This window comes from Bacillus siamensis (assembly GCF_051628075.1).
GTDB classification, from domain to species: domain Bacteria; phylum Bacillota; class Bacilli; order Bacillales; family Bacillaceae; genus Bacillus; species Bacillus siamensis.
In genome coordinates, this window is the sequence record NZ_CP155579.1 from 1,664,090 (window position 1) to 1,676,554 (window position 12,465).

14 protein-coding genes are annotated in these 12,465 nt (G+C 46.1%); all 14 read left to right on the forward strand.

Annotated features, from left to right (window positions below; all coding sequences use genetic code 11):
* Positions 1 to 8 precede the first annotated feature (8 nt).
* The 14 genes from rimP to ABDB98_RS08585 all read left to right on the forward strand — a co-directional run bounded on the left by rimP (position 9) and on the right by ABDB98_RS08585 (position 12,431).
* Positions 9 to 479 carry a ribosome maturation factor RimP gene (gene rimP / locus ABDB98_RS08520; RefSeq protein ID WP_016936090.1) on the forward strand — a complete coding sequence of 157 codons (471 nt, stop codon included), beginning with the start codon at positions 9 to 11 and terminating at the stop codon, positions 477 to 479.
* Between the two features lie 39 nt (positions 480 to 518).
* Entirely contained in the window at positions 519 to 1,640 is a 1,122-nt protein-coding gene (nusA, locus tag ABDB98_RS08525; RefSeq protein WP_047474959.1) for a transcription termination factor NusA, read from the forward strand.
* A 13-nt stretch (positions 1,641 to 1,653) separates the two neighbouring features.
* The gene (gene rulR, locus ABDB98_RS08530; protein ID WP_003154193.1) at positions 1,654 to 1,929 is read left to right on the forward strand and encodes a glucose-induced regulator RulR; all 276 of its coding nucleotides are present in this window, start codon (positions 1,654 to 1,656) and stop codon (positions 1,927 to 1,929) included.
* Between the two features lies 1 nt (position 1,930).
* Positions 1,931 to 2,233, forward strand: coding sequence for a YlxQ family RNA-binding protein (locus ABDB98_RS08535; RefSeq protein ID WP_003154192.1), 303 nt, complete (start codon positions 1,931 to 1,933; stop codon positions 2,231 to 2,233).
* 19 nt (positions 2,234 to 2,252) lie between these two features.
* Positions 2,253 to 4,400 (forward strand): translation initiation factor IF-2, encoded by a 2,148-nt coding sequence (infB, locus tag ABDB98_RS08540; protein WP_438421941.1) that lies wholly within the window; start codon positions 2,253 to 2,255, stop codon positions 4,398 to 4,400.
* A complete protein-coding gene (locus ABDB98_RS08545; RefSeq protein WP_016936087.1) occupies positions 4,397 to 4,675 on the forward strand; it encodes a DUF503 domain-containing protein in 279 nt (92 codons plus the stop codon). The genes infB and ABDB98_RS08545 overlap by 4 nt, the downstream gene beginning before the upstream one ends.
* Positions 4,676 to 4,691: 16 nt before the next feature.
* Positions 4,692 to 5,045, forward strand: a complete 354-nt coding sequence (rbfA, locus tag ABDB98_RS08550) for a 30S ribosome-binding factor RbfA (RefSeq protein ID WP_003154185.1) — start codon at positions 4,692 to 4,694, stop codon at positions 5,043 to 5,045.
* Between the two features lie 83 nt (positions 5,046 to 5,128).
* Positions 5,129 to 6,058, forward strand: coding sequence for a tRNA pseudouridine(55) synthase TruB (gene truB, locus ABDB98_RS08555; RefSeq protein ID WP_438421942.1), 930 nt, complete (start codon positions 5,129 to 5,131; stop codon positions 6,056 to 6,058).
* Positions 6,059 to 6,077: 19 nt separating this feature from the next.
* Positions 6,078 to 7,019, forward strand: coding sequence for a bifunctional riboflavin kinase/FAD synthetase (gene ribF, locus ABDB98_RS08560; protein WP_016936085.1), 942 nt, complete (start codon positions 6,078 to 6,080; stop codon positions 7,017 to 7,019).
* 165 nt (positions 7,020 to 7,184) lie between these two features.
* On the forward strand, positions 7,185 to 7,454 hold the full coding sequence (gene rpsO, locus ABDB98_RS08565) for a 30S ribosomal protein S15 (protein WP_003154182.1): 270 nt from the start codon (positions 7,185 to 7,187) through the stop codon (positions 7,452 to 7,454).
* A 174-nt stretch (positions 7,455 to 7,628) separates the two neighbouring features.
* Complete coding sequence (gene pnp / locus ABDB98_RS08570; RefSeq protein ID WP_438421943.1) at positions 7,629 to 9,752, forward strand: polyribonucleotide nucleotidyltransferase; 2,124 nt, start codon at positions 7,629 to 7,631, stop codon at positions 9,750 to 9,752.
* 111 nt (positions 9,753 to 9,863) lie between these two features.
* Positions 9,864 to 10,823 (forward strand): polysaccharide deacetylase family protein, encoded by a 960-nt coding sequence (locus ABDB98_RS08575; RefSeq protein ID WP_016936083.1) that lies wholly within the window; start codon positions 9,864 to 9,866, stop codon positions 10,821 to 10,823.
* 40 nt (positions 10,824 to 10,863) lie between these two features.
* A complete protein-coding gene (locus tag ABDB98_RS08580) occupies positions 10,864 to 12,099 on the forward strand; it encodes a M16 family metallopeptidase (RefSeq protein ID WP_016936082.1) in 1,236 nt (411 codons plus the stop codon).
* 74 nt (positions 12,100 to 12,173) lie between these two features.
* Positions 12,174 to 12,431, forward strand: a complete 258-nt coding sequence (locus tag ABDB98_RS08585) for a YlmC/YmxH family sporulation protein (protein ID WP_003154176.1) — start codon at positions 12,174 to 12,176, stop codon at positions 12,429 to 12,431.
* The last annotated feature ends 34 nt before the right edge of the window (positions 12,432 to 12,465 follow it).

Sequence of the window (12,465 nt, forward strand, 5' to 3'; positions counted from 1 at the left end):
GGAAAAACATGAGCAAAAAAGTGACTGATACCGTTCAAGGAATGGCTCAGCCCATACTGGATGACCTTCAGCTTGAACTCGTAGACATTGAATTTGTCAAAGAGGGTCAAAACTGGTTCCTTCGCGTGTTTATTGATTCCGATAACGGTGTTGATATTGAGGAGTGCGCCAAAGTCAGCGAAGCGTTAAGTGAAAAGCTGGATGAGGCCGATCCGATCACTCAGAACTACTTTCTTGAAGTATCTTCTCCTGGAGCCGAGCGTCCATTAAAGAAAAAAGCCGACTTCGAAAAATCACTGGGCAAAAATGTGTACATGAAAACGTACGAACCGATTGACGGTTTAAAAGTGTTTGAAGGCAAATTGGCTGAATTTGATGGACAAACTGCTACAATAGAGATGACGATTAAAACAAGAAAGAAACGGGTCAATATTCCGTATGAAAAAATAGCTAACGCAAGATTAGCTGTAACATTTTAATGAATGAAGTATTAGTGTTTAAGGGGGGAGACCGCTAACATGAGCAGTGAACTATTAGATGCCCTCACGATTCTTGAAAAAGAAAAAGGCATCAGTAAAGACATTATCATCGAAGCAATTGAAGCTGCCTTAATTTCTGCGTATAAGCGAAATTTTAACCAGGCGCAAAACGTACGGGTTGATCTGAACCGTGAAACGGGCACCATCCGCGTGTTCGCAAGAAAAGATGTCGTAGACGAGGTATACGATTCAAGGCTTGAAATCTCGCTTGACGACGCCCAGCACATCCATCCGAACTATCTTGTCGGAGATGTCGTTGAAATAGAAGTAACGCCGAAAGACTTCGGCCGCATTGCCGCGCAGACGGCGAAACAAGTTGTGACACAGCGTGTCCGTGAGGCTGAGCGCGGCGTGATTTACTCAGAATTTATCGATCGTGAAGAAGACATCATGACGGGAATTGTTCAGCGCTTAGACAGCAAATTTATTTACGTGTCTCTCGGCAAGATTGAAGCGCTGCTGCCCGTTAATGAACAAATGCCGAATGAGAGCTATAAACCTCACGATCGGATTAAAGTATTTATCACAAAAGTCGAAAAAACGACAAAAGGGCCGCAGATCTATGTATCAAGAACGCATCCCGGTCTTTTGAAGCGTCTTTTTGAAATCGAAGTGCCGGAAATTTATGACGGAACGGTCGAGCTGAAATCCGTTGCCAGAGAAGCGGGCGACCGATCTAAAATCTCTGTCCGCACTGATGATGCTGACGTTGATCCCGTCGGTTCATGCGTCGGTCCTAAAGGCCAGCGCGTGCAGGCGATCGTCAATGAACTGAAAGGCGAAAAAATTGATATCGTCAACTGGTCTGATGATCCGGTTGAATTTGTTGCCAATGCGCTCAGCCCATCTAAAGTGCTGGATGTCATCGTCAACGAAGAAGAAAAAGCCACGACTGTCGTCGTTCCTGATTACCAGCTTTCTCTGGCGATCGGAAAAAGAGGGCAAAACGCCCGCTTAGCTGCGAAACTGACAGGCTGGAAAATTGATATCAAAAGTGAAACGGATGCAAGAGAACTTGGCATCTATCCGAGAGAGCATGAAGAAGATGACGATTTAGAGCCGCTCTTTATGGAGCCTGAAACAGCCGAATCGGATGAATAAGAGGTGACTTTAGGTGAATAAACGAAAAAAAATTCCTCTGCGTAAATGTGTGGTAACGGGGGAAATGAAGCCTAAAAAGGAACTGATCCGAATTGTCCGTTCAAAAGAAGGAGAGATTTCAGTCGATCCGACAGGCAAGAAGAACGGGCGGGGTGCCTATATCACCCTTGAGAAAGAATGCATCTTAGCTGCGAAAAAGAAAAACACATTGCAAAATCAATTTCAATCACAAATCGATGACCAGATTTTCGAAGAATTGCTGGAACTGGCGGAAAAGGTGAAAAAATAACATGTCTGGAATGGAATGGTTTCCCTTGCTGGGTCTGGCCAATCGAGCTCGTAAGGTCGTGTCAGGCGAGGACTTGGTTATAAAAGAAATTAGAAATGCGCGTGCAAAACTTGTTCTGCTGACAGAAGATGCATCTGCGAATACTGCAAAAAAAGTATCCGATAAATGCAATTATTATAAAGTACCTTATAAAAAAGTCGAAAGCCGCGCGGATCTCGGCCGCTCTATCGGCAAGGAATCACGTGTCGTTGTCGCCGTCACTGACCAAGGTTTTGCGAATAAGCTGATCAGCTTGCTCGATTAATATTTTTGGGGGTGAACGAATGGCTAAAATGAGAGTATACGAATATGCAAAAGCCATCAATGTTTCAAGTAAGGAAATTTTGACTGCGCTGAAAAACATGGATATAGTAGTAAATAACCATATGGCAACGCTTGAAGAAAAGACCATTAAGCAGCTTGATGCGAAATTTAAAAAAGGCGGCGCCGGCGTTAAATCTCAAAAGCCTGCGGAAACGAACAAAAACAAGCAGCCGCAAGGGGTTAATCAGCAGCCTGCTGGGAATCAACCAAACAAAATTCGAGACGGAAAGAAGAATGACGTGCAGAATAATCAATTTAACAAAAACAAGAAGAATAACAACAAAAACAAAAACAAACGCAATCATAACAACAAAAATCAGTATCAGCAAAAACCGCTGAAGCCGAAAAAAGAGCTTCCTGAGAAAATTACGTTTTCCGGCTCTTTAACAGTCGGAGCTTTAGCCGAGGAACTTGGCAAAGAGCCGTCTGAACTCATTAAAAAACTGATGCTTCTGGGTGTAATGGCTACGATTAACCAGGAGCTTGACAAAGACACAATCGAACTGATCGCATCTGAATACGGTGTGGAAACAGAAGAAGTGATTGTGCTTGAAGAAACTGAGCTTGAAAAGTATGAAGAGGCTGACAAAGAAGAAGATCTTCAAATCCGTCCGCCTGTCGTGACGATCATGGGCCACGTTGACCACGGGAAAACGACCCTTCTTGACAGCATTAGAAAAACAAAGGTTGTTGAAGGAGAAGCGGGCGGAATCACCCAGCATATCGGGGCTTACCAGATCGAAGAAAACGGCAAAAAAATCACGTTCTTGGATACACCGGGACACGCGGCGTTCACAACGATGCGCGCGCGCGGAGCGGAAGTAACCGATATTACCATTTTAGTCGTAGCGGCCGATGACGGCGTTATGCCGCAAACAGTCGAAGCCATCAACCATGCGAAAGCGGCTGAGGTTCCGATTATCGTTGCCGTGAATAAAGTGGATAAAGAGAGCGCGAACCCTGACCGTGTCATGCAGGAGCTGACCGAATACGGACTCGTTCCTGAAGCATGGGGAGGAGAAACGATTTTCGTTCCTCTGTCCGCGCTTACAGGCAAGGGAATTGACGAGCTTGTCGAAATGATTCTGCTTGTCAGTGAAGTGGAAGAGCTGAAAGCCAATCCGAACCGTCAGGCAAAAGGAACGGTTATTGAAGCTGAGCTCGATAAAGGAAGAGGATCTGTCGCGACACTTCTCGTTCAAACGGGAACATTGCATGTCGGAGATCCGATCGTTGTCGGAAACACATTCGGCCGCGTGCGGGCCATGGTCAATGATCTCGGCCGCCGCGTGAAAACAGCCGGACCGTCCACACCTGTAGAAATCACGGGCTTAAACGACGTACCGCAGGCTGGCGATCAATTCCTCGTCTTTAAAGACGAAAAAACAGCCCGTTCTGTCGGTGAAGCGCGCGCTTCCAAACAATTGGACGAACAGCGCAGCGACAAAGCGAAGCTGAGCCTCGATGATCTGTTTGAACAAATTAAACAAGGCGATGTCAAAGACATCAACTTAATCGTAAAAGCGGACGTTCAAGGTTCTGCAGAAGCGTTAACGGCCGCTCTTCAAAAAATTGAAGTAGAAGGCGTAAAAGTGAAAATCATTCACACAGGCGTCGGTGCGATTACGGAATCAGACATCATTCTCGCATCTGCTTCAAATGCAATCGTTATCGGGTTTAATGTGCGCCCAGACGGAAATGCTAAGAGCACGGCTGAAGCAGAAAATGTAGATATCCGCCTTCACCGTATCATTTACAAAGTCATCGAAGAAATTGAAGCGGCGATGAAAGGAATGCTTGATCCTGAATACGAAGAAAAAGTCATCGGCCAGGTTGAAGTGCGCCAAACATTCAAAGTGTCGAAAATCGGCACGATTGCCGGCGGATATGTAACAGACGGCCACATTACACGTGACAGCGGACTCCGCTTGATCCGTGACGGCGTTGTCATCTTCGAAGGGGAAGTAGACGTTCTGAAACGCTTCAAAGATGATGTGAAAGAAGTTTCACAAGGATATGAATGTGGTATTACAATTAAGAAATACAATGACATTCGCGAAGGTGATATCCTTGAAGCGTATGTCATGCAGGAAATCGAAAGAAAGTGATCGGATTTGCGGAATGTGAATGCATCATTTACGATGCGGGATCATTAAAGGAGAAACGCGCCGTTCTGAAGCGGATTATAACGAGGGTCCGGAATAAGTTCAACGTGTCGGCCGCAGAAATCGGCTATCAGGACACTTGGCAGAGGACCAGCTTCGGAATCGCCGTCGTCTCCTCCTCTCACGTTCAGGCGGAAAAGGAGATTCAGCGCGTACTCGCGTTTATTGACTCCTTTCCCGAAATAGAACGGACGATCACTAGAACAGAGTGGTTTTAACTTAGAGGTGATTGAATTGAGTATGAGAGCAAACCGTGTCGGCGAACAGATGAAAAAAGAGCTCGGAGATATTATCAGCCGAAAGCTGAAAGATCCGAGAATCGGATTTCTGACTGTAACAGACGTACGTGTTTCAGGTGATTTGCAAATAGCGAAGGTGTATATCTCCGTTCTCGGCGGAGAGAAAAAGAAAGAGGAGGCGCTGAAAGGGCTTGAGAAAGCGAAGGGATTTATCCGTTCTGAAATCGGCAGCCGAATCAGACTCCGCAAAACGCCAGAGCTTGAATTTGAATTTGATGAATCAATTGAATACGGCAACCGTATTGAAACACTGATTCACGAACTGCATTCAGATAAACCGTCTGAATAACGGGAAAAGAGGATGGGCGTTGTCGTCTGTCCTCTTTTCTGCGTTTTACAGGGATACAATGATAACAAAGGAGCGAAAGACAGATGGTTAACGGAGTTCTCCTTTTACATAAACCGGTCGGCATGACTTCTCACGACTGTGTAATGAAAATAAGAAAACTGTTAAAAACAAAGAAAGTCGGGCATACGGGAACACTTGATCCGGAAGTGTCAGGCGTACTGCCGATCTGTGTCGGACGGGCCACAAAGATTGTTGAGTACGTCACCGACAAATCAAAAACGTACGATGCTGAGATCACTCTCGGCTTCTCCACATCGACTGAAGACCAGACGGGGGAAACCGTCAGCGTAAAACCTGTCAAGGAGCCGATAAAAGAAGCGGATATCAAAGCCATTTTAGACGAATTGAAGGGGCCGCAGGAACAAGTGCCGCCGATGTATTCCGCGGTCAAGATCAACGGGAAAAAGCTCTACGAATATGCCAGAGCCGGTATTGAAGTGGAGCGGCCGAAGCGGAATATCACAATTGAGGATATCGCGCTTACTTCACCTGTCACTTATAAGGATGATACAGCGTCATTCCGTTTCACAGTCACGTGCTCAAAAGGCACTTACGTCAGAACATTGGCGGTGACAATTGGTGAAAAGCTTGGCTATCCCGCTCATATGTCCCACCTCATCCGCACTGCTTCCGGCGATTTCAGCCTGGATGAGTGTTTTACGTTTGAGGAGCTTGAGCAGCAGGTTTCAGCCGGCACGGTTGCAGAGCATGCGGTGCCTATCGAAAGAGCGCTCAATCATTTGCCGAAATGGGTCATAAGTGATACATTAGCTAAGAAAGCTGAAAACGGGTCAGTGTTTGACATTCCGGCGGAATTTTCTGCAATGACAGCTGACGCCCGTATAGCTGTCTGTACTGAAGCCGGAGAATGTGTGGCCATTTATATGCCGCACCCTTCAAAACACGGACTGCTGAAACCGGCTAAAGTGCTGATGCAAAAAAGCGAACAATAAGAAAAAAGGTGACCGTTCTGTGAAGACGATACATATTTCTCATCCGCATCATTTACAAAAAGAAGAGCAGCCGGCGTCTGTCATGGCCCTCGGCTACTTTGACGGTGTTCATTTGGGACATCGGAAAGTAATCGGAACAGCCAGACAAATTGCCGAAGAAAAAAACCTGTCGCTTGCCGTCATGACGTTTCATCCGCACCCCTCCCATGTTCTGGGCAGGGACAAAGAGCCAAAGGATCTGATTACGCCGCTTGAAGATAAAATCAGCCAGATCAGCCGTTTAGGCGCTGATGTGCTGTATATCGTAAAGTTTGATGAATCGTTTGCGGCTCTTTCTCCAAAACAGTTTGCCGAGGAGTATATATTAGGATTGAACGCCCGGCACGCGGTGGGAGGCTTTGATTTTACGTACGGAAAATACGGAAAAGGCACGATGGCTACGCTGCCGGACGATTTAGACGGCAAGGCCGAATGCACGACTGTCGAAAAACAGACCGAGCAGGACAGGAAGATCAGCTCCACTTATATCCGGTCAGCGCTGCAGGATGGAGACGTTGAGCTGGCGCACACGCTCCTCGGCCAGCCGTATTTTATCAGGGGCACTGTGATCCACGGAGACAAAAGAGGCCGCACCATCGGCTTTCCGACGGCGAATATCGGTCTGCACAACAGTTATATCGTGCCGCCGACAGGCGTGTATGCCGTGAAGGCCGAAATAAAAGGCAGGGTGTATGAAGGCGTCTGCAATATCGGCTACAAACCGACCTTTTATGAAAAGCGTCCCGATCAGCCGTCAATTGAAGTTCATTTATTTGATTTTCAACAGGATGTATACGGAGAAGACGTTAAAATCGAGTGGTATAAACGCATCCGGAGCGAACGGAAGTTTAACGGCATCGACGAACTGACGGCTCAGATTGAGAAAGACAAACAAGAAGCGATCCGTTTTTTCAGCAAATAACGGAAAAAACATCAAAAGTACACAAATTTTATTCTAAAAGATTTGCATATGGGCGCGATTTTTAGTATCATATGTTTCGTAGTCTTAAAACCATTGCTTGGCAATCCGAAGTCACCGACGGTTGCTAGGTAACTGGGGCTAATTATGATATGGAGGTGAAACAGGATGGCAATTACTCAAGAGCGTAAAAATCAACTCATCAGTGAGTTCAAAACACACGAATCTGATACTGGATCTCCAGAAGTTCAGATCGCTATCCTAACAGACTCAATTAACAACTTGAACGAGCATTTACGTACTCACAAGAAAGATCACCACTCACGTCGCGGTCTTCTTAAAATGGTAGGTAAACGTCGTAATCTTCTTACGTATCTGCGTAATAAAGACGTAACTCGTTACCGTGAGTTAATTAACAAACTAGGCTTACGTCGATAATCGTAAAAAGCGGGAGGATTCCCGCTTTTTTATCGTATTAAAGCGAAAAAAATAATAATAAAAAAACAATGAAATCCTTTTACATACTACTTTGACATTGATATGTTCAATTCATTTCGTTCATAATAGGAGTAATTGATTATTTCACACATTAAGAGAGGAGCTCGTAATCGAATGGGACAAGAGAAACATGTCTTTACCATAGATTGGGCCGGCAGACAGCTTACAGTAGAAACCGGCCAGCTTGCCAAACAGGCAAACGGCGCTGTTATGGTCCGCTACGGCGATACCGCAGTGCTCAGCACAGCAACCGCATCAAAAGAACCGAAACCGCTAGATTTTTTCCCGCTTACCGTTAATTATGAAGAAAGATTATACGCAGTCGGTAAAATTCCGGGCGGCTTTATTAAAAGAGAAGGCCGTCCGAGTGAAAAGGCCGTTTTAGCCAGCCGTCTGATTGACCGCCCGATCCGCCCGCTTTTCGCAGACGGATTCCGTAACGAAGTACAGGTCATCAGCATTGTCATGAGTGTCGACCAGAACTGCTCATCTGAAATGGCTGCAATGTTCGGTTCATCACTCGCTCTTTGCGTTTCCGATATTCCGTTTGAAGGCCCGATTGCGGGTGTGACGGTAGGCCGCATTGACGGGGAGTTCATCATCAATCCGACGGTTGACCAGCTTGAAAAAAGTGATATTAACCTTATCGTCGCAGGCACAAAAGACGCCATCAACATGGTGGAAGCGGGAGCGGATGAAGTTCCTGAGGAAATCATGCTTGAAGCGATTATGTTCGGCCACGAAGAAATTAAGCGCCTGATCGCTTTCCAAGAAGAAATTGTTGCGGCAGTCGGCAAAGAAAAAACGGAAATCGCACTGTATGAAATTGACGCAGAGCTCAGCGAGAAAGTGAAAAGTCTTGCGGAGCCCGATCTGCTCAGCGCCATTCAAGTTCATGAAAAGCATGCGCGCGAAGATGCGATCAGTAAAGTGAAAGATGCAGTCGTCGCGAAATTTGAAGAAGAAGAGCACGATGAAGATACGATCAAAAAAGTGAAACAGACACTGTCTAAACTTGTGAAAAACGAAGTGCGCCGTTTGATCACAGAAGAAAAAGTCCGTCCTGACGGCCGCGGCGTCGATCAAATCCGCCCGCTTTCTTCAGAAGTCGGCCTTCTGCCGAGAACGCATGGCTCGGGGCTGTTTACGAGAGGACAGACCCAGGCGCTCAGCGTATGTACATTAGGCGCTCTTGGCGACGTTCAGATTCTTGACGGTTTAGGCGTGGAAGAGTCAAAACGGTTTATGCATCATTATAACTTCCCGCAATTCAGCGTAGGGGAGACAGGCCCGATGCGCGGACCGGGACGCCGTGAGATCGGTCACGGGGCTCTTGGAGAGCGTGCGCTTGAGCCGGTCATTCCGAATGAAAAAGACTTCCCGTATACGGTTCGCCTCGTATCCGAAGTGCTTGAATCAAACGGTTCCACTTCACAGGCCAGCATTTGCGCGAGCACGCTTGCCATGATGGACGCCGGTGTTCCGATTAAAGCGCCTGTTGCAGGTATCGCGATGGGACTTGTGAAATCAGGCGAGTACTACACAGTATTAACGGATATTCAAGGAATGGAAGATGCCCTCGGTGACATGGACTTTAAAGTAGCCGGTACGGAAAAAGGCGTAACAGCGCTGCAAATGGACATTAAAATCGAAGGCCTTTCAAGAGAAATCCTTGAAGAAGCGCTTCAGCAGGCGAAAAAAGGAAGAATGGAAATCCTGAACAGCATGCTCAGCACGCTTGGTGAATCAAGAAAAGAACTTTCTCAATATGCACCGAAAATTTTAACGATGACAATCAATCCGGATAAAATCCGTGACGTTATCGGGCCAAGCGGCAAACAAATCAACAAAATCATTGAAGATACCGGTGTTAAAATTGACATTGAACAAGACGGCACCATCTTTATTTCTTCTACTGATGAAAGCGGCAACCAAAAAGCAAAAAAAATCATCGAAGATCTTGTCAGAGAAGTCGAAGTCGGCCAGCTTTACCTCGGTAAAGTCAAACGGATTGAGAAATTCGGCGCTTTCGTTGAAATCTTCAGCGGAAAAGACGGTCTCGTTCACATCTCTGAACTTGCGCTCGAACGGGTCGGCAAGGTTGAGGATGTTGTGAAAATCGGTGACGAAATCCTTGTGAAGGTAACGGAAATTGACAAACAGGGACGTGTCAACCTGTCGCGTAAAGCAGTGCTGCGCGAAGAGAAAGAAAAAGAGCAGGAACAACAACAATCTTAAATGAAAACCTAACAAGGAGCCTGGGAGACCCGGCTTCTTTATTTTGAGAAAGACAACAGCGGGTTCTACCTTGTCCTCTTCATACATAATGTGTGATGAGGGGGGAAGGACATGTTGAAAAAATTCGTGCCGTTTGCCGTTTTTTTATTTCTTTTTTTTGTTTCGTTTGAAATGATAAAAAACCCGTATACAGTTGATTACATAGACGCAATGAAAAAAGACGCAGTGACTGTGTCAGCATCAAAAGATCCGCTTTATGAGGAATTGCTGCAAAAAGCGCCGGAGTATGAAGTGAAGCCGCAAGATGCAAGGATTGATAAAATATGGAAGAGTATACCTGGATATAACGGATTAAAGGTCAATGTGGAAAAATCCTATAAGCAAATGAAAAAGGACGGAGAATTTCATGAAGATGATCTTGTCTATGAGCAGGTAAAACCGAAAGTCCATCTCGATTCTCTTGCGCCCGAACCCATTTATAAAGGAAATCCCGATAAACCGATGGTCGCTTTCCTGATCAATGTCGCCTGGGGAAATGAATACGTGGAGCAAATGCTGCCTATTCTGAAACAGCATCAGGTCAAAGCAACTTTCTTTCTTGAAGGGAAATGGCTGAAAAACAATCAGGAACTTGGGAAAAAAATAGCGGCAGACGGACATGAAATCGGAAATCATTCATACAATCACCCAGATATGAGCAAACTGACTTCAGGAAGCATTTCCGAACAGCTTGACAAAACCAATGCACAAATCAGCGAGACGCTCGGCATGAAGCCGAAATGGTTTGCGCCGCCAAGCGGCAGCTTCAGAAAAGCTGTGGTCGACCTTGCGGCGGAAAAAGGAATGGGCACCATCATGTGGACCGTTGACACCATAGACTGGCAAAAACCGTCTCCGGCTGTTTTACAAACAAGGGTGTTGAGCAAAATACATAACGGAGCCATGATTTTAATGCATCCGACTGATCCGACTGCGAAAAGCCTGGAAACACTGATTACAAAAATCAAAGAAAAAGGCTATGCGCTCGGCTCGGTGTCTGACTTAATGGATGAAAACAGGCTGATGAAGTAGCAGGCGGCAGTTTGCCTGTCTTTGAATAGGAGGAACAAACTTGATAAAACGCTATACATGCCAAAACGGTGTAAGAGTTGTGCTTGAAAATAATCCAACGGTGCGGTCTGTGGCAATCGGTGTCTGGATCGGAACGGGGTCACGCCATGAAACGCCGGACACAAACGGTATTTCGCACTTTCTCGAGCATATGTTTTTTAAAGGAACAAATACCAGATCAGCACGCGAAATCGCAGAATCCTTCGATCGGATAGGCGGCCAAGTGAATGCCTTCACTTCAAAAGAATATACGTGTTATTACGCCAAAGTGCTGGATGAGCATGCCAACTACGCACTTGATGTGCTTGCTGATATGTTCTTTCATTCTGCTTTTGACGAAGATGAACTCAAAAAAGAAAAGAACGTCGTATATGAAGAAATCAAAATGTACGAAGACGCGCCGGACGACATTGTCCACGATCTGCTGAGCAAAGCGACATACGGCAATCATTCGCTCGGCTACCCGATTCTCGGGACGGAGGAAACCCTTTCATCGTTTAACGGCGATTCTCTCAGACAGCATATGGATGACTTTTACACACCGGACCGCGTCGTCATTTCTGTCGCCGGAAATGTTACGGAACAATTCATTAAAGACGTGGAGAAATGGTTCGGTACATACGAAGCGAAGGGCAAAGCTAGCGGCATCAGCGAGCCTGAGTTTCATTATGAAAAGCTCACCAGAAAAAAAGACACGGAACAAGCGCACCTCTGCCTTGGTTTCAAAGGTCTGAAAGTCGGAGATCCGGATGTTTACGATTTAATCGTTTTAAACAACGTGCTGGGCGGAAGCATGAGCAGCCGTCTTTTCCAGGATGTGCGTGAAGATAAAGGACTGGCCTATTCTGTATACAGCTATCACAGTTCTTATGAAGACAGCGGTATGCTGACGATTTACGGAGGCACCGGCGCCAATCAGCTCGATCTTCTGTCTGAAACCATTCAAGAAACGTTATCGGTGTTAAAACGTGACGGCATTACCCCGAAAGAACTGGAAAACAGCAAAGAGCAAATGAAGGGAAGTTTAATGCTCAGCTTAGAAAGCACAAACAGCAAAATGAGCCGGAACGGGAAAAACGAACTTCTGCTCAGAAAGCATAAGACGATGGATGAAATTATCGCTGAATTAAATGCAGTCAGCCTGGAAAGCGTCAACGGTCTCAGCCGCCGGTTATTTACGGATGATTACGCATTATCGCTCATCAGTCCGACCGGAAATATGCCGGCTTCATCTTAAAGGGGAAGTCTGCCTCTCTAAGGGGCAGGCATTTTTTTTTGCCCGGAATCATATAGTACAAGGGGGTGGCTATCATGAGGCTCAGTGAACTGTCAGGTAAAGAAATTGTAGACATTAAACGGGCGGAGCGGCTCGGCGTGCTCGGTCAGACTGATTTGGAAATTAATGAACAGGACGGGCAAATTACCGCGCTGTTGATCCCGACGGTAAAATGGTTTGGATTGCGAAAACAAGGCCACGACATCCGTGTCCCCTGGAACCATATTCAAAAAATCGGGTCAGACATGATCATTTTAGACGTTCCCGGGGAGATCACTCCTCCTGAAGAGTAGACTATTCATTTTTCGCAAGCACCGGCTAAAACAG

Coding starts and splice junctions, on each gene's coding strand:
- rimP (WP_016936090.1), top strand. CDS start 9: ATGAGCAAAAAAGTGACTGATACCGTTCAAGGAATGGCTCAGCCCATA.
- infB (WP_438421941.1), top strand. CDS start 2,253: ATGGCTAAAATGAGAGTATACGAATATGCAAAAGCCATCAATGTTTCA.
- nusA (WP_047474959.1), top strand. CDS start 519: ATGAGCAGTGAACTATTAGATGCCCTCACGATTCTTGAAAAAGAAAAA.
- truB (WP_438421942.1), top strand. CDS start 5,129: ATGGTTAACGGAGTTCTCCTTTTACATAAACCGGTCGGCATGACTTCT.
- rpsO (WP_003154182.1), top strand. CDS start 7,185: ATGGCAATTACTCAAGAGCGTAAAAATCAACTCATCAGTGAGTTCAAA.
- pnp (WP_438421943.1), top strand. CDS start 7,629: ATGGGACAAGAGAAACATGTCTTTACCATAGATTGGGCCGGCAGACAG.
- ABDB98_RS08535 (WP_003154192.1), top strand. CDS start 1,931: ATGTCTGGAATGGAATGGTTTCCCTTGCTGGGTCTGGCCAATCGAGCT.
- ABDB98_RS08575 (WP_016936083.1), top strand. CDS start 9,864: ATGTTGAAAAAATTCGTGCCGTTTGCCGTTTTTTTATTTCTTTTTTTT.
- ABDB98_RS08585 (WP_003154176.1), top strand. CDS start 12,174: ATGAGGCTCAGTGAACTGTCAGGTAAAGAAATTGTAGACATTAAACGG.